This window comes from Kitasatospora sp. NPDC056731 (assembly GCF_040687675.1).
GTDB lineage: Bacteria > Actinomycetota > Actinomycetes > Streptomycetales > Streptomycetaceae > Kitasatospora.
Map to the genome: position 1 here is coordinate 84,373 of NZ_JBFBNR010000024.1, position 16,534 is coordinate 100,906.

15 protein-coding genes are annotated in these 16,534 nt (G+C 74.4%); 11 read left to right on the forward strand and 4 right to left on the reverse strand.

What is annotated here, in order from left to right; translation table 11 throughout:
• Nucleotides 1-27: 27 nt before the first annotated feature.
• The 8 genes from AB0R04_RS24155 to AB0R04_RS24190 all read left to right on the forward strand — a co-directional run bounded on the left by AB0R04_RS24155 (nt 28) and on the right by AB0R04_RS24190 (nt 7,960).
• The gene (locus AB0R04_RS24155; protein WP_363374509.1) at nt 28-696 is read left to right on the forward strand and encodes a response regulator transcription factor; all 669 of its coding nucleotides are present in this window, start codon (nt 28-30) and stop codon (nt 694-696) included.
• A 552-nt stretch (nt 697-1,248) separates the two neighbouring features.
• Nucleotides 1,249-2,019: a transglycosylase family protein gene (locus AB0R04_RS24160; RefSeq protein WP_363374511.1), complete on the forward strand. Its 771-nt coding sequence runs from the start codon at nt 1,249-1,251 to the stop codon at nt 2,017-2,019.
• A 318-nt stretch (nt 2,020-2,337) separates the two neighbouring features.
• Nucleotides 2,338-3,087, forward strand: coding sequence for an SDR family oxidoreductase (locus AB0R04_RS24165; RefSeq protein WP_363374599.1), 750 nt, complete (start codon nt 2,338-2,340; stop codon nt 3,085-3,087).
• 191 nt (nt 3,088-3,278) lie between these two features.
• On the forward strand, nt 3,279-3,881 hold the full coding sequence (locus tag AB0R04_RS24170) for a TIGR03086 family metal-binding protein (protein ID WP_363374513.1): 603 nt from the start codon (nt 3,279-3,281) through the stop codon (nt 3,879-3,881).
• Nucleotides 3,882-4,060: 179 nt separating this feature from the next.
• Complete coding sequence (locus AB0R04_RS24175; RefSeq protein ID WP_363374515.1) at nt 4,061-5,443, forward strand: DUF2079 domain-containing protein; 1,383 nt, start codon at nt 4,061-4,063, stop codon at nt 5,441-5,443.
• A gap of 96 nt (nt 5,444-5,539) precedes the next feature.
• The gene (locus tag AB0R04_RS24180) at nt 5,540-5,947 is read left to right on the forward strand and encodes a GntR family transcriptional regulator (protein ID WP_063350485.1); all 408 of its coding nucleotides are present in this window, start codon (nt 5,540-5,542) and stop codon (nt 5,945-5,947) included.
• A gap of 31 nt (nt 5,948-5,978) precedes the next feature.
• On the forward strand, nt 5,979-6,917 hold the full coding sequence (locus AB0R04_RS24185; RefSeq protein ID WP_363374518.1) for an ABC transporter ATP-binding protein: 939 nt from the start codon (nt 5,979-5,981) through the stop codon (nt 6,915-6,917).
• Nucleotides 6,914-7,960, forward strand: coding sequence for a hypothetical protein (locus tag AB0R04_RS24190; protein WP_363374520.1), 1,047 nt, complete (start codon nt 6,914-6,916; stop codon nt 7,958-7,960). The genes AB0R04_RS24185 and AB0R04_RS24190 overlap by 4 nt, the downstream gene beginning before the upstream one ends.
• A gap of 28 nt (nt 7,961-7,988) precedes the next feature.
• Here AB0R04_RS24190 and AB0R04_RS24195 read toward each other — a convergent pair whose 3' ends face one another.
• On the reverse strand, nt 7,989-9,137 hold the full coding sequence (locus AB0R04_RS24195; RefSeq protein WP_363374523.1) for an alpha/beta hydrolase: 1,149 nt from the start codon (nt 9,135-9,137) through the stop codon (nt 7,989-7,991).
• Nucleotides 9,138-9,228: 91 nt separating this feature from the next.
• A complete protein-coding gene (locus tag AB0R04_RS24200; RefSeq protein WP_363374525.1) occupies nt 9,229-10,503 on the reverse strand; it encodes a helix-turn-helix domain-containing protein in 1,275 nt (424 codons plus the stop codon).
• 264 nt (nt 10,504-10,767) lie between these two features.
• Between AB0R04_RS24200 and AB0R04_RS24205 the strand changes: the two genes are divergently transcribed.
• On the forward strand, nt 10,768-11,160 hold the full coding sequence (locus tag AB0R04_RS24205; RefSeq protein WP_363374528.1) for a hypothetical protein: 393 nt from the start codon (nt 10,768-10,770) through the stop codon (nt 11,158-11,160).
• A gap of 53 nt (nt 11,161-11,213) precedes the next feature.
• On the opposite strand, the gene AB0R04_RS24210 is transcribed toward AB0R04_RS24205, so the two are convergent.
• Nucleotides 11,214-11,678: a (2Fe-2S)-binding protein gene (locus tag AB0R04_RS24210; protein WP_063350491.1), complete on the reverse strand. Its 465-nt coding sequence runs from the start codon at nt 11,676-11,678 to the stop codon at nt 11,214-11,216.
• 29 nt (nt 11,679-11,707) lie between these two features.
• Nucleotides 11,708-14,071, reverse strand: coding sequence for a molybdopterin cofactor-binding domain-containing protein (locus AB0R04_RS24215; RefSeq protein WP_363374530.1), 2,364 nt, complete (start codon nt 14,069-14,071; stop codon nt 11,708-11,710).
• Nucleotides 14,072-14,399: 328 nt separating this feature from the next.
• On the opposite strand from AB0R04_RS24215, the gene AB0R04_RS24220 reads away from it, so the two are divergent.
• Nucleotides 14,400-15,665, forward strand: coding sequence for an MFS transporter (locus tag AB0R04_RS24220; protein ID WP_363374533.1), 1,266 nt, complete (start codon nt 14,400-14,402; stop codon nt 15,663-15,665).
• Between the two features lie 134 nt (nt 15,666-15,799).
• Complete coding sequence (locus AB0R04_RS24225; RefSeq protein WP_363374534.1) at nt 15,800-16,534, forward strand: Mut7-C RNAse domain-containing protein; 735 nt, start codon at nt 15,800-15,802, stop codon at nt 16,532-16,534.

Here is a 16,534-nt window from a genome sequence, read left to right on the forward strand (position 1 = left end):
AGCACCGTTCGAGGGGAATGACCAGCCGTGATCCGAGTCCTCGTCGCCGACGACGAGCCGCTCATCCGCGCCGGGATCAGGATGATCCTGGGCTCTGCCGCCGACATCGAGGTGGTCGCCGAGGCCGCCGACGGGCGGGAGGCGCTGGAGCTGGCCCGGGCGCACCGGGTGGACGTGGTGCTGCTGGACATCCAGATGCCGGTGATGGACGGGCTGACGGCGCTCGCGGAGCTGCCGAGGGTCGCGCCCGGCGCGCGGGCGCTGATCCTCACCACCTTCGGGGAGCGCGAGAACGTCCTGCGCGCCGTGACCGAGGGCGGCGCCGGATTCCTGCTCAAGGACACGGCGCCGCACGAGCTGATCCAGGCGGTGCGCGCGGCGGCCGGCGGCTACGCCTTCCTGTCCCCGGCCGCCACCCGGCACATCGTCGACTCGCTGGCCTCCGGGCGCAGCGGTTCGGCGGCCGCCCGCGGCGCGGAGGCCCGGCGCCGGCTGGAGGTGCTGACGCCGCGCGAGCTGGAGGTGCTGGCGCTGCTCGGCGAGGGGCTGTCCAACGCGGACGCGGGGGCGCGGATCCACATGAGCGAGGCGACGGTGAAGACGTACGTCAGCCGGATCCTGGCCAAGTTGGGCTGTGAGAACCGGGTGCAGGCGGCGCTGTTGGCGCGGGACGCGGAGCTCGGCGCCCGGGACTGAGCGCGCCCGACCGGTCGCGGAGCGTGTCGGGTGTGGCGGATGCCACCTGATGGCCCGTCGGAACGGGGAACTCCGGCTTCGCTGGTGACGGTGCGTCAACTCGTCGTCGCGGTGGGTGGATGGTGTGCTCGGGCTCACAGGTGGACAGAGGTGAAGGGGGGCGTGAAAGTTGATCAGTTGATCTTGAAAATGCGGTCAAACCCGGTCGAACTGGGCGCGGCACCTTGATCAATACCGCCGGTAACAGTCAACTGACCTGCGGAGACCAAGAATTGCTTGCTGCACCCCGAGGTGGCCCGTAGCTTCATTGGCGGTGCAACGAGCACCACCCGGGTTCACCCCGACGCACGGCCCGCCGACCTGACCCCCGGCGCGAGGGCCGTGCCCGCCGACGCGACCAGCTCGAACAGGTCGTCGGCGAGTGGAGGTGGCCGGGGCGGCACGGCACGTCCCAGACGTGTCCGGCCGCCCGTCGAGCGAGGTGAGCGTGACTGTCGGCCCGTCATGGGTCTGGTTCCGCCTGCCCGCCCGGGGCTTGCCGAGAGGACTTATATGACTTCCCGTCACGAGACCGCCGCTGCCACCGACACCACCGCCACCAAGCGCAACCGCGTGCGGATGGCGGTCGTCGCGGGCGCCGCTGTCGCGGCCCTGCCGGTGGCCGGCCTCGTCACGGCCACCTCGGCCTCCGCCGCGCCCACCTCCAGCTGGGACTCCGTCGCCCAGTGCGAGAGCGGCGGCAACTGGAGCATCAGCAACGGCAACGGGTTCTCCGGCGGACTGCAGTTCACCCCCAGCACCTGGAGGGCGTACGGCGGCACCGCCTACGCCCCCCAGGCCCACCAGGCGAGCAAGGCGCAGCAGATCACGGTCGCCGAGAAGGTCCTCGCCTCGCAGGGGCCCGGCGCGTGGCCGGTCTGCTCGGCCAAGGCGGGCCTGAGCAAGGGCGGCGCCCCGGCCGCCGTCGACACCACCGACACCGCACCCTCGAAGCCGGCCGCCAAGCCGGCGCCCAAGGCCAAGACGCCCAAGGCTCAGACGCCCAAGACCCAGGCGCCGCAGGCCCCGCAGGCGCCGAAGAGCAAGCCGGCGCCGAAGCAGCAGGAGGCGCCGAAGCCGCAGCAGTCGGCCAAGCCGGCGCAGTCGGCGCCGTCCTCGGAGAAGAACACCTCCAGTGGCGGCTACACCGTCAGGAGCGGTGACACGCTGAGCGGGATCGCGGCCAAGTTCGGCACCGACACCGGCAACCTGTACGACAAGAACGCCCGCACCATCGGCGGCGACCCGGATCTGATCTTCCCGGGCCAGACCCTGACCGTCTGACACCTCCTCGCACCCGCGCCGAGCGGCCGCCCTTCCCCGGGGTCGGCCGCTCGGCCCGGCGCGTTTCCGGGGCTGGGCGCGTTTCCGGGATCGGGCGTGTTTCCGGGATCGGGTGCGAGGGAGGGAGCGTGCGAGCGGGCGTGAGGGCGTGCACGCAGGCGCTTCGGGAGATAGTTGAAGGTTGAACGCGACGTCGGAATACCGCCGGAGCTTTCCGGCGCCGAGGCCCAGGATCGAGTCATGTCCGAGATCGGAACCGGGGGTTCTGATCGGAACGAGTCGGATCACATCCGAATGAGGAGTTCTGGAGATATGACGATGAACGGTGCGGCGAAGCTCGACGGCAAGGTGGCCCTGGTGACCGGCGGCAGCCGGGGGATCGGGGCGGCGGTCGCGCTGCGGCTGGCCGAGGACGGTGCCGACGTCGCCCTGACCTACCAGGGCGGGGCCGAGCGGGCCGAGGAGGTCGCGGCGAAGATCACCGCGATGGGGCGCCGCGGCTGGGCGGTCCGCGCGGACAGTGCCGACCCGCAGGCGGTGCAGGCGGTGGTCGCGGCGGTCGCGGAGCGGTTCGGGCGGCTGGACGTCCTGGTGAACAACGCGGGCGTCGGTGTCCTCGGCCCGATCGGTGACCTGGCGCTCGACGACGTGGACCGGGTCCTGGAGGTGAACGTCCGGGCGCCGTTCCTGTTCGCCCAGGCCGCCTCCGCGCACCTGGCCGACGGCGGGCGGATCGTCACCATCGGCAGCTGCATCGCCAAGCGGGTCGCCTTCCCCGGCGCCACCATCTACTCGCTCAGCAAGGCGGCGATGATCGGCCTGACCAAGGCGCTGGCCAGGGAGCTCGGCCCGCGCGGGATCACCGCCAACGTGGTCCACCCCGGCCCGATCGACACCGACATGAACCCGGCGGACGGTGAGGCCGCCGAGTTCCAGAGCAGCCTGACCGCACTCGGCCGCTTCGGCGCGGGCGCGGACATCGCCGCCGCCGTCGCCTACCTGGCGGGCGAGGAGGGGCGGTACGTCACGGGCGCGGAGCTCGCGGTGGACGGAGGGTTCGCAGCCTGACGGTTCGAGCCTGACGGCTCGCAGCACGTCGCAGCACGTCGTTGTGCGGAGACCGGCCCGGTGGTGCGACCACCGGGCCGGTGTCGTGGCGGGCGGTCGTCGACGGACGCGTTTACGATCGCCCGGTCCGAGCGGTGCCCCCGACCGGACCCGGCCACGCCGGCGACGCGCTCCCGACCGAGAGGTGTGCCATGACCGCAGCGGAAGACCCGATCGACCTGCTCGCCCGGGCCCTCGCGCAGACCGCCGGGCTGATCGACGGCGTCGGCGTCGAGCTGGCCGGGCACCCGACGGCCTGCCGCTCCTGGGACGTCGGCGACCTGGTCAGCCATCTGCTGTTCGACCTGCGGCAGTTCACCGTCCGGGCCGGGGGCGGGCAGCCGGACTGGTCGCAGCCCTTCGAGCGGGTGGAGGAGGACTGGCTGCACGCCTTCGAGGCCGGCGCCGAGGAGCTGGTCGACGCCTGGCGGGCGGCGGGCGACCTCACCGGCACGCTGGAGGTCCCCGGCGTGGGTGCTCTGCCGGCCCGCTTCCCGGTGGACCAGCAGATCGCCGAATTCGCCGTCCACGACTGGGACTTGGCCCATGCCACCGACCAGTCCACCGAGGGGCTGGACCATGAGGTGGCCCTCGCCGCCCTGGCCTGGGCCCGGGGTGCCCTCACGCCCGGGTACCGCGGCGCCGAGGAGGATCAGCACGCCTTCGGCCCCGAGGTCGCCGTGCCGGAGGACGCCCCGCCGTACGACCGGCTCGCCGGCTTCTTCGGCCGTGACCCGGAGGCCGCGCGGCCCTGAGTTCCACTGAGCCGGCGGGCTCCACAGGCTGCACGGGCTCCACTGGCTCCACCTCACCCGCCTAGCGGACCGCATCCGGGCAGGTCAGAGGCCCGGTCGGCGCGGCCGGACCGGGGTTGACGACGGCGTGCCCTTCCACCACCCTTCCACTAATCGAATAGTGAAAGGGTACTTTGCCGATGCGCCTGTTCCGCCCGCCGCGTCGACCCGCCGTCCTGGCCTGGGGCCTGGCCGCGGGGTTCGCCGCGCTCTACACCTGCGTCGCCGTCAACCGCTACCGGCGCGGCCTGAGCAAGGCCTACGACCTGGGCATCTTCGAGCAGGCCATCCGCGCGTACGCGCACGGGCAGGCGCCGATCGTGCCGCTCAAGGGGCCCGGCTACCACCTGCTCGGGGACCACTTCCACCCGCTGATCGCCGTGCTCGCCCCGGTCTACCGGCTGTTCCCGGGGGCCGTCACCCTGCTGGTCGCCCAGGCGCTGCTGATGGCGCTGGCGGTCGTGCCGCTCACCCGGTGGGCGTACGAGGCGGGCGGGCCGCGGGTCGCGCTGGTGATCGGATGCGTGACCGGGGCGTCCTGGGGGATCGTCCGGGCCGTCAGTGACGACTTCCACGAAATCGCCTTCGCCGTACCGCTGTTGGCCTTCGCGGCCACCGCGCTCGGCCGGCGCCGCCACCTGGCCGCGGCGCTGTGGTCGCTGCCGCTGCTGCTGGTCAAGGAGGACCTCGGCCTGACCGTGGCCGCCTTCGGCCTGCTGATCGCCTGGCAGGCCCGCCGGGGCCGGCGCGGCCCGCTGCCGGGGCTCGTGCTCGCGGGCGTCGGGATCGCGGCCACCGTGCTCACCGTGACGGTGGTGCTGCCCTCGTTCAACCCGCACGGCGGGTTCGACTACTGGCAGCAGCTGGACGGCGGCGGGCAGCCCTCGCCCTGGTCGCTGGCGGCCCGGATCGGCTGGCCCCCGATCAAGTGGCTGCTGCTCTTCCTGCTCGCCGCGACCGCGGGCTTCCTCGGGCTGCGCTCGCCGCTGGTCCTGCTCTGCGTGCCCACCCTGGGCTGGCGGCTGCTCTCGGCCAACCCGCACTACTGGGGCGTCAGTTACCACTACAGCGCGGTGCTGATGCCGCTGGTGCTCGCCGCCCTGGTGGACGCCCTCACCCGCACCGACCCGCGCCGGGCGCGGCGCGCGCTCGCCGTCAGCGCCCTGGTGGCGGCCGTGACGGTGCCGGTCTATCCGCTGCACGAGGTGGTGATGCCCGAGGCGTGGCGCACCTCGCCCCGGCTCGTGTACACCCGGGCGCTGCTCGGCTCGATACCCGACGGCGCGACCGTCGCCGCCTCCAACCGCCTCGCCGCGCAGCTGACCGGCCGGGCCGCCGTCACCCTGGTCTGCCAGGCGCCGGCCGGGCCGGGGCCCGAGTGGGTGGTCGTGGACCGGACGGACCCGAGCGTGCAGGCCCCGTGCGCGACCGCCGACACCGCCCGGATGCTGGTCGAGTACGAGCGGCGCGGCTACCGGCGGGTCGCCGACCAGGACTCCCTCCTGTTGCTGCAGCGGCCCTGATCGTCCGTAGCGCCCGGCACCCCCCGGCCTGGCTTGACCAGGGCGCCGCAGTGGGTCACTATTCCACTATTGGACTAGTGAAAGGTCGAATCGCGTGTGATCGAGTACCGCATCGAGCGGCGCAGCGGCGTCTCCACCTACCAGCAGATCGTTCAGCAGACCAAGCAGGCCTTGCGGCTCGGGCTGCTCCAGCCCGGGGACAAGCTGCCGACCGCGCGGGAGGTCGTCGAGCTGACCGCGATCAACCCCAACACCGTGCTGAAGGCCTACCGCGAACTGGAACGCGAGGGCCTGGTCGAGCCCCGGCCGGGGCTCGGCACCTTCGTCCGGCGCTCGCTCGCCCGGCCGGAGGCCGCCGCCGACGGGCCGCTGCGCGCGGACCTGGTCGGCTGGGTGGACCGGGCCCGCGAGGTCGGACTGGAGCGTGAGGACATCGCCGCGCTGATGGCCTCCGTCCTGGAGCAGCGATTCGACACCGGGGTCTCCCCGGAAACACCGAGTTAGAGGACAGTGGGGGGACCGGGTGAACGACCCGATGAACACACCGCCGGCATCGGCGGCGCCGGGGGCCCCGGCGGCGCTCGCGGCCGAGGGCCTGGGCAAGCGCTACCGGGGTGAGTGGGCGCTGCGCGACTGCACGTTCGCCGTTCCGGCCGGGCGGATCTGCGGGGTGGCCGGCCCCAACGGTGCGGGCAAGAGCACCCTGCTGGGCATCGCCGCCCGGCTGCTCACCCCCACCGAGGGTGAGCTGCGGGTGTTCGGTGAGCCCGCCACCACCGAGGACCTGCGCGCCCGGGTCGCGTACGTGGCCCAGGACAAGCCGCTCTACCCCGGCTTCACGGTGGCCGAGACCCTGCGGCTCGGCCGGGAGCTGAACCCGACCTGGGACCAGGACCTCGCCCAACAGGTGATCGATCAGGGCGAGTTGAGGACGAGGGCGAAGATCGGCTCGCTCTCCGGCGGCCAGCGCACCCGGGTCGCCCTGGCGCTCGCCCTCGGCAAGCGCCCCGACCTGCTGCTGCTCGACGAGCCGATGTCCGACCTCGACCCGCTCGCCCGGCACCAGCTGATGGGCACCCTGATGGTCGAGGCCGCCGAGCGCGGCACCACCATCGTGGTCTCCTCGCACATCATCCCCGAGCTGGACGGCGTCATCGACTACCTGCTGCTGGTGCAGTCCGGGCGGATCCGGCTCTGCGGCGACGTGGAGGACGTACTGGACGGACACCAACTGCTCACCGGCCCGGCCGGCAGCGCGCTCCCCGAGGACGTCCTGGTCGAGCAGCGCTCCACCGGCCGCCGGATCGACGCGCTGGTCCGCACCGGCGATCCGGTGGACGGCCCGTGGGAGAGCGGCCGGCCGAGCCTGGAGGAGCTGCTGCTCGGCTACCTCCGGACCCCGGCCGGCACCGCCCGGGCCGCCACCGGACCGGGCCCGCAGGCCCAGACGACCGAGAACGGGATCGCCGCATGAGCACCAACGTCCTGGCCGACCGCGCCACCACCGCGGTGCCACCGCGCGAGCCGCGGACCGCGCCCCGCCCGGGCGGCCTGCTCTGGCTGAGCTGGCGCCAGAGCCGCACCGCGCTGTGGGCGATCGCCGCCCTGGTCGTCACCGCGTCGGCCACCCTGCTCTGGCTGCACTTCTCCGTCCAGCCGCTGATGGCGGATCTGCGCCGGGCCGGGTGCTCCGACGGGGCCAGCTGGTCCAACGGCGGCTGCCATGGCATGGTCTCGCCCATCACCCGCCGCGTCTACCTGTACACCACGTGGCTCCAGCCGGCCCTGGTCGCCGTCCCCCTGCTGATCGGCATGTTCCTCGGCGCCCCGATGCTCGCCCAGGAGTACGAGCGCGGAACCGTTCGCCTCGCCTGGACCCAGTCCGTCAGCCCGCTGCGCTGGCTCACCGCGCGGATCGCCCTGCCCGGGCTGGCGGTGCTGGCCGCCGGTGGGGTGCTCGCCGTCCTGGCGACGTGGGTGTGGAACGCGGACATCGCGCACAGCCCGTTCGCCTTCGATCCGCCGTTCCAGGGCCTCACCTACCCCGTCCTCGGGGTGGTGCCGGTCGCCTGGTCGCTGTTCGCGCTGGCACTGGGCCTGCTGGTCGGGCAACTGCTGCGGCGCACGGTGGCCTCGGTCCTGGTCACCGGCGTCCTGGTGGCGGTCGTCCACGGCCTGCTCCGGTGGGGCCGCGCCTCCTTCTACCCGTCGGTCAAGGAGATGGTCCCGCGCGGCGTCTACTTCGGGCAGCCCGACAACGCGTGGCTGATCGACCGCGGGGTCGTGCTCCAGGACGGCCGGTGGGCCTCGGACCAGTTCTGCTGGGACGGCGACCGGACGAGGGGCTGCGAAGGCGCCACGAGCAACTGGATCGAGTACCACCCCGTCGGGCACTTCGTGCCGATCCAGCTCGTCGAGGCCGGGATCCTGGTGGCGCTCACCGTCGTGGCGCTGACGGTGCTCTTCCTCCGGGTGCGGCGGGACGGCAACTCGCTGCGGGCGACCCGGCGGGCCTGACGCCCGAGGACGCGGCCCCGGTCGGGCGTCAGTCGCGGCTCCAGCGGAGTTCGACCTCCGGGAAGCGCGGTGACGGGCCGTCGAGGAGGGGCGCGGGGCGGCCGCGGAGGAAGTGGTCGGCGAACGCCCGGGTGTAGGCGCGGGTGAGCGCGGTCGCCCGGGCCGGGGTGATGGTGCCGAGCAGCGCGGCGTAGGTGTCGGCGGGGAGGTGGCCCGGCAGGTTGCCGGGGAGGGCGGCGTGCGGCAGGTCGGTGAAGCTGAGGTGGCCGGCGCCGAGGGTGCGCAACTGCCGCCCCCAGGCGTGCTGGTGGCTGCGCCAGCGCTGCCAGGTCTCGTGGTCGGCGAGCGAGGTGAGCAGGAGGAGGGGCCGGTCCAGGCCGAGGTCCGGAACGGGCGAGCCGAACAGGCCGCCGTCCAGGTTGAGGCCGATCCGGAACCGCTCGTCCTGGCGCATCGCCTCGGCGGCCGCCGAGCCGCCCATCGAGTGGCCGAGTACGCCGATCCGGCCCCCGTCGACGCGGAAACGGCGCTGGCGCTCGGTCAGTTCGGTGGTGACGAAGCGGAGGTCGGCGACCCGGGCCGCGATCTCGCGGCGCTCGGAGGCCTCCCAGTCGGCCGGCTCGTCCTCCAGCACGGTGCGCACCAGCCGGCCGTCCGGGAACTCGACGGCGAGGGCGTCGTAGGTGTGGTCGACCGACGCGACGAGGTAGCCGTGGGCGGCCAACTCCTCGGCCAGCGCCGTGCAGTTGCTGCGCAAGCCGGTGCGGCCGTGGCCGAGCAGCAGCAGGGGGAGCGGGCCGGGGAGCGCGGGTGCGTCGGTGCGGGCGGTGGGGCGGACGGCCGCGATGGTGCCCGGATCCAGCGGCAGGCGCTGATCGATGGCGGCGGCGACCCGGGGCGTGGTGTACGGCGCGCGGGGGCGGCCGGCGGCGGCGCGGGCCGGGTACCAGAGCTGCACCATCAGCTCGCGCGGGCCGGCGGCGGGCACGAACGGGTCCGGGCGGTCGTGGTCGACCAGGTGCAGGGTGGTCGTGCCGACCGGGCGGCCGGTGGTGGGGGCGGGCAGGTCGATGGTGCGCGGCCGGGCGGCCTGAGCTGCCTGGGCGGGCCCGGCGGGCAGCAGGGCTGCGGCGCCGCCCAGGCCCGCGAGTGCCAGCAGTGAACGGCGCCTGATCATCCAGTATCCCTCGGTGGTGGGGTGGTTGAGGTGCGGTCAGCCTAAATGGTCTGGACCGGTCGGGCCAGGGGTGGTGGAGCGGTGTGGACGCTCAGCGCAGGACGGCGAGGACGGCGCCCCACTGCGAGGTGGTCTGGCCGGTGGCGGCGCAGTGGTCCGGATCCGTCGCGATCCGGTGGGCGGTGGTGAGGCGGTAGGAGGAGAGCCGCAGAGCGGGCAGGCTGGTCCAGCTGGTGCCGAATTCGGGGGCGCTGCCGCTGTTGCTGCCGACCGCGCCCACCAGGAGGTCGCCCGGCGCGCAGGCGGCGGCGTTGGCCGCGGTGGAGAAGGTCGTCCCGCCGGCGTCACCGGAGGCGCGGCCGACGGCCCGGACGGCGGAGACGCCGCGGAACTCGTCGACGGCGACGTGGTACTTGCTCGCCCGCGGGTGGGCGACGCGGATCGAGTCCTCCGCGGTCAGCGCGGCCGCCCCGAAGGCCGCGAGGAGCAGCACCCGGTGCCGGAGCGAGTCGGTGACGTCCCCGACGATCCGGAAGCGGTCGCCCCGGCTGTCGGTGACCGTGACCGCCCCGGGACAGGTGCTGGTCAGCATCATCGTGACCACCAGGGCGTCACCCGGGGTGACGGGGGAGAGCACCGGAAGGACGACCTCGGTACTGGAGACGGCCTGCTGGTCGAAGGCGACCCGGGAGGCCCAGGACGGTGCGCTGTCGTCGGTGGCCGTGCGCGCCGCCGCCGGCCGCGGGCCCGGCGCGGGGCGGGCGGCCGCCTCGGCGGGTGCGGACTCGGTGTCCCCGGACGGGCAGCCGTGTGCGGACGGGGGTGGGGCGTCCGGCGTGCGGAAGCCGACCACGGCGAGCGTGCTGCCGACGCCGAGCGCCACGCCGAGGAGCAGGCAGCACGCGTGGGTCCAGATCGGGCGGCGGCCCCGGCCCGGTCCGGCCGGGGGCTCGGCGGCGGCGGAGGCAGCCGTGCTGTCGGCCGTGCTGTCGGCCGTGGTGTTCGCGGCGACCGGCGGTCCCGAGGGTTCGACCGGTGAGGCCGGCGGGGCCGGCGGGGCAGGTTGGGCCGGTAGGGCTGGTGGGGCCGACCCCTCGTCGGCGGCGGCGGTCCACCGGCGGTGCCACTCGGCCTCGTCGCCGCCGCAGGCCCGGACGTAGGCCCTGGTCGTGGTCCAGGACGGGAGGCGCGAGCCGGAGGCCGCCTCGTAGAGCGTGGTGTGGGAGATGGAGCCGGCGGTCTTCGCCATCGTGCGGAACGAGGGCTGGCCCGCCTCCAGGCGCAACCGGCGCAGCTCGGCGGCGAGGGCCTCCGCCGCGCTCGGCGCCGGGTCTCTCTCCGCGGGTTGCGACTCCTGCTCCGCCATGGCGTCCCCCTGTTGTCAGATGTCAGATCCAGCGGCGACCGGTGTTGTTTGTCGCGTACGGATCATAGTGACGCGTGACCGCGGCGTTGCGTGATCGACGGACTCCGGTTGGGTGGACGGGGTGTTCGGCGCGGGCAGCGGCCGGTGTCAGCTGTTGTCAGTTTCCGTCAGGCGGTACCGAACACCGTGGGATGTCGGGTCAGCTGTCCCAGTCGCCGCGGCCATCGGGGCGGCGCAACGGTCCGACCGAAAAGGGGAATTGAGATGACCAAGGGCATCCTCAAGAAGATCGGCCGCCGTGGTGCGACCGCTGCCGCCGTGGTGGCGGTGGCTGCCGGCGCGGTGGGCGTCTCGGCGGGCAGCGCGTTCGCCGACGGCTGGTACGCGCTCCGCTACCACGCGAGCGGCCACGGCGTGGGCGTCTACTCGCAGCCGTACTCCTGGGCGTCCAAGACCGCCGGCGACCTGGGGTCGTACTCGTGGTCGTCGGACGAGATCTACATCGAGTGCTGGACCCGGGGCGAGGACATCAACAGCCAGGGCAACGTCTGGTACCAGGTGGGTGGCACGAACGGCAACTTCATCCCGACGTCCTACGTCTACGGCGCGTACGCCGACGGCAACTGGTACTTCCACAACGGCCTGCGGGCGTGCTGACGACCCGCTGATCCCGTCCACCCCGCCCGTGCCCCGGGCGGGGTGGCGTGCCGTCAGCCGGAGGACTGCCGGGCCGCCGCCTGCTTGATGGCCTCGCGGATGCGCGGGTAGCTGCCGCAGCGGCAGATGTTCTGGATCTGGTCGATGTCCGCGTCGGTCGGGTTCGGGGTGCGGCGCAGCAGGGCGACGGCGGTCATGATCTGGCCCGGCTGGCAGAAGCCGCACTGGGCGACGTCGCAGCCGAGCCAGGCCTCCTGGACGGGGTGCAGGGTGTCGCCGTCGGCCAGGCCTTCGATGGTGGTGACGCGGTGGCCCTCGCAGTCCTTGACGGAGCGGGTGCAGGGCTGGAACTCCTCGCCGTCCAGGTGGCTGGTGCAGGCGCGGCAGACGCCCACCCCGCAGCCGTACTTGGGGCCGGTGACGCCGAGCTTGTCGCGCAGCACCCAGAGCAGCGGCATGTCGTCCGGGGCCTCGACGGTGACGGGGTGCCCGTTGAGGACGAAGGTGTGGGTGGGCATGGGGTGGTGGGGTTCCTTGGCTGGGGGAGTCAGAAGTTGATCGGGAAGGAGCGCGGGCTGGTGCCGGTCGCGCGCGCGTAGGCGTTGGCGACCGCGGCGGAGGCCGCCGGGACGCCCAACTCGCCGGCGCCGCCGGGCGCTCCGCTCGGCGGCATGAGGTGGATCTCGACGGTCGGCGGGGTGTGCCGCTGCCGGGCGTACCGGAAGTCGGCGTAACTGCCCTCGCGCACGGCCCCGTTGTCGATGTGGTTGCCGGCTTGCAGGATGACCGAGATGCCGTCGATCAGGGCGCCGGTCAGTTGGGCCTCCAGGCCCCGGGGGTTGATGACCCGGCCGACGTCGGCGGCGATCACGGCCTTGGTGACCCTGGGGTCGGCCGGGTCGGTGGCGTCCAGCTCGACGAGGTAGGCGGCGCACCCGCTGTTCTCGTCGTGGTAGCCGATGCCCTGGGCGTGGCCGGGGGGCATCGGGCGGCCCCAGTCGCCGGCCTTGGCGACGGTGTCGAGGACGGCCCGGCCGGCGGCGCTGCGCAGTCGGGCGCGGCGGAACGCGACGGCGTCCTGGCCCATCCGGCGGGCGAGTTCGTCCATCATGATCTCGTCGGCGACCCGGACGGTGCCGGAGTAGACCGACCGCCAGCTGCCGGTGTGCATGTCCAGCGGCACTTCGGCGAGCAGCTGGGTGGGGATGCCGACGTTGTACGGGTTCTTCTCGCTGAGCAGGAAGAAGACCTGGGCGAGGCTGAGCCCGGCGAGCGAGAGGTTGAAGCCGGCGGCGGTGAGCATCTCGCCGAGGCCGTGCCGGAAGTCGGTCTTGACGGTGGCGGCGCGGTGCTCGTAGCTGAGCACCTGGCCGAGCGCGTAGGTGGCCCGGATCCGGTGGTGGCTGGCCGGGCGCATCCGGCCGTGGCGCATGTCGTCGTTGCGCGTCCACATGAGTTTGACCGGTCGGCCCGCGGCCTTGGAGATCTGGGCGGCCTCCAGGGCGGCGTCGAAGAACAGGCGCCGGCCGAACGAGCCGCCGCCGCGCACCACGTGGACGGTCACGGCGTTCTGCGGGAGGCCGAGTTCGGCGGCGATGGCCTGCTGGGCGACGATCGGCGCCTGCGCGGCGAACCACAGGTCGGCCCGGTTCGGCCGCACGTCGGCGACGGCGGTCAGCACCTCCATCGGCGCGTGGTTGACGAAGGCGAAGTCGAATTCGCCGTCCACGTACTGGGTGAGCAGCGGGGGGATGAGGAACGGCGCGTGGGCGGCGCGCAGTTGGCCGCGGATGTCGGAGGTGGACAGGTTGGCGACCGGGCCCGGGTTCCAGGAGGTGCGCAGCGCGTCGCGGGCCTTGAGCGCCTGGTCGAAGGTCTCGGCGAGGACGGCGACGCCGCTGGGGATCCGGACCACGCCGAGCACGCCGGGCATGGCGCGGGCGGCGGAGGCGTCCAGGGTCCTGAGCGTGCCGTTGATGGTGGTCGGGCGGGCGACCACGGTGGGGACGGCGCCCGGGATCGCGAGGTCCCCGGCGTACTTGGCGCGGCCGGTGACGATGTCGCGGGCGTCGATCCGGCCGGTGGGCCGGCCGACCAGGCGCAACTGGTCGGCGGTCTTGGGGGAGCTGGACACGGCGGGGAGGGCGACGGCAGCGGCCTCGGCGGCGAGGTCGCCGTAGCCGGCGCGGCGGCCGTCGGGGGCGAGGACGGCGGAGTCGGCGGTGCGCAGGGTGTCTGCCGGAACGTTCCAGCGCCGCGCTGCGGCGGTCACCAGCCGGGCGCGGGCGGCGGCGGCCGCGGCGCGCACCGGGTCGTACAGCGAGCGCACCGAGTTGGAGGCGCCGGTCAGCTGGTTGAAGAGCAGTTCGGGGCGGCCGTCGGAGAGCGGCACGTCCACGTCGCCGATCCGGGCGTCGAGTTCCTCGGCGACGAGCATCGCGATGGCCGTGGTGAGGCCCTGGCCGACCTCCAGCCGGGGCAGGTGCAGCACGGCGCGCCCGGCGGCGGTGAGTTCCAGGACGAGCAGGTGCGAGGTCGGCAGGCCGGCGATGATCAGCGCGTCGCCGAGGTCGAGGATGTCCGGGATGCCGGGCAGGCCGATCAACTGCGAGGGGGCGGCAGCGTCCTGGGCGGCCGCGGCGGCACGGACGGCGGCCCGCGCGGTGGCGGGCGCGGCGGCGTCGAGGCCGAGCCGGGCGCCGACGGTGAGGGTCGGGGCGGCCAGCAGGTAGGTGAGGAACCGGCGGCGGCGGGTGCCGGCGCCGTCCCGTGCGGTGCCCGGGTGGCCGGTGTCGTCCGAGCGGGCGATGGAGGTGCTGATGGGAAGAGCCCTTCGAGCCGATGACGGCGGCGGATCGGGCGGGCACGGCGGCGCCGGGCCCGGTGCCGGATCGCGAATGCCGTTGAGCATAGGAGGGCGTTACTGACCGGTCAATACGGCAAAACTTGGCCCTTCGGCGGGGTCGGTGATGCCCGAAGGCCGCTGGGCGAGGCGGATTCGGAGCGGGTACGGAGGGCGCGGCGGCGGTACGGCCGGGGCCGGTTCCGGGCCCGCGGGAGGAGCGATTCGCCGCCGTCGTACGGGGGTTCAGGGCTCGCCCGCCGGTGCGGTGGGGCCCGGAAGTGGACCAAGGAGTTCCGTGATCACTGGACCTTACCGCCGGTCCGCCTCCTGCCTAGGCTGGGCCGCGAACCGTTGCGAACACCCGGCGCGCGCGCCGCCCCCAGCCAGGAGACCCGTGTCGACCAGCAGCGCCCCGGCGCCCGCCCTCATCCCGCCCGCAGGGCCCCAACGGACCCTCGCCGCAGCCCAGTTGGCCAGCGCCGTCGGCGACGGCGCCTACTACACCTGCTCCGCGCTCTACTTCACCCACATCGTCGGCATGTCGGCGACCGCCCTCGGCGCCGGCCTCGCCGTGGCCTGGGCGCTCGGCTCGCTGGCGGGCGTCCCGCTCGGCGCCCTCGCCGACCGCCGCGGCCCGCGCCGGACGGCCGTGGCGCTCGCCCTGGCCACGGCGGTGGTGGTCGCCGCCTTCCTGGTGATCCGCTCCTACGGGCCGTTCCTGGTCGCGGTCTGCCTCTACGCCACGACGCAGTCCGGGCTCACCGCCGCCCGGCAGGCGCTGGTCGCCACCCTGGTGCCGCCCGCCCAGCGCACCGGGCTGCTCGCCCACCTCCAGTCGACCCTCAACGGGGGGCTGGCCGTCGGCGCCGCCATCGGCGGCATCGCGCTCACCGTCGGCACCCGGGCCGCGTTCCTCTGCGCCTTCGTGGTGACGGCGCTCGGCTTCCTGGCCGGTGCGCTGATCCTGCTGCGGCTGCCCGAAGCCCCGCCCGCCCCGGCCCGGTCGGGCGCCGGGCCCCGGCTGGCCGTCCTGCGTGACCGCCGGTACGCCGCCGTCGCGCTGGTCAACACCGTGCTGCTGCTGCGGATGCCGCTGCTCAGCCTGGTCATCCCGCTCTGGATCGCCGACCGGGCGCCCGGGATCAGCTGGCTCGGCTCGGCCCTGTTCGTCCTCAACACCCTGGCCGTGCTGGCCTTCCAGGTCCGGGCGGCGCGCGGCGTCACCGGCCTGGGCTCGGCCGCGCGGGCCGTCCGCTCGGCCGGGGTGGTGCTGCTCGCCTCCTGCGCGGTGTTCGGCCTGTCGGCCCTGGACGTCCCGGTGTGGGCGGTCGCCGCGCTGCTGGTGGCGGCCTCCGTCCTCCAGGTGATCGGCGAGATGCGGCAGTCGGCGGGCTCCTGGCAGATCAGCTTCGACCTCGCCCCGCCCGAGCGGATCGGCCAGTACCAGGGCTTCTTCGGCACCGGCGTGGCCGTCGCCCGCACCCTCGGGCCGCTGCTGCTGACCACCCTGCTGCTGGACGGCGGGCTCGCGGGCTGGCTCGTCCTGGGCGGCCTCTTCCTGGCGGCCGGGTACGCGATGGGGCCGGTCGTCCGCTGGGCCGAGCGGGACCGCGACCGGGGCCGCCCGACGCCGGTCGCCTCCGCCGTCGCGGTCCCGTAGCGGGCCCCGACCTGGCTGCTCAGCGCCGGTCGGGGCCCGCGCCGGCCGCCGCCGCCGCGAGCCCGCCCGAGAATGCTCCGACGGCTGACCGGAAACCGGTGGCCCGGGCCGCCGCCCGCTGGCATGCTGGCCGCGTGGACCGACCCCAGATCTGGCTCGACTTCGCCCCCGAGCTGCACCTCTTCGTCTCCGGGCCCCGGCGGGCCGGCCGCTCGGCGCTGCGCACCGACGGCACCTCGACGCTCGGCCACGTCGTCGAGTCCCTGGGCGTCCCGCTCACCGAGGTCGGCACCCTGCTGGTGGACGGCCGGCCGGTGCCCGGGTCGCACGTGCCGCTCGACGAGGAGCACGTCACCGTCCGGGCCGTGGACCGGCCGCAGCCCTCGTCCGCCCCGCCGCGCTTCCTGCTGGACGTCCACCTCGGCACCCTCACCCGCCGGCTGCGCCTGCTCGGCGTCGACGCCGCCTACGAGAACCCGGACATCGGCGACGCCGCGCTCGCCGCCCGCTCCGCCGCCGAGCAGCGCGTCCTGCTCTCGCGCGACCGGGGACTGCTGCGCCGCCGCGAACTGTGGGCCGGCGCCTACGTCTACAGCCACCGCCCCAACGAGCAGTTGCGCGACGTGCTCTCCCGCTTCGCGCCCCCGCTCGATCCGTGGAGCCGCTGCACCACCTGCAACGGCACGCTGCGCGAGGCCGACAAGACCTCGGTGCGCGAGCAGCTGCGGGACGGCACCGAGCGCTCCTACGACGTCTTCGCCCAGTGCGTCGACTGCGGCCAGGCCTACTGGCGCGGCGCCCACCACGCCCGGCTGGACGCGATCGTCACCGACGCCCTCCGCGAGTTCGGCACGCCCGCCGGCGGCTGA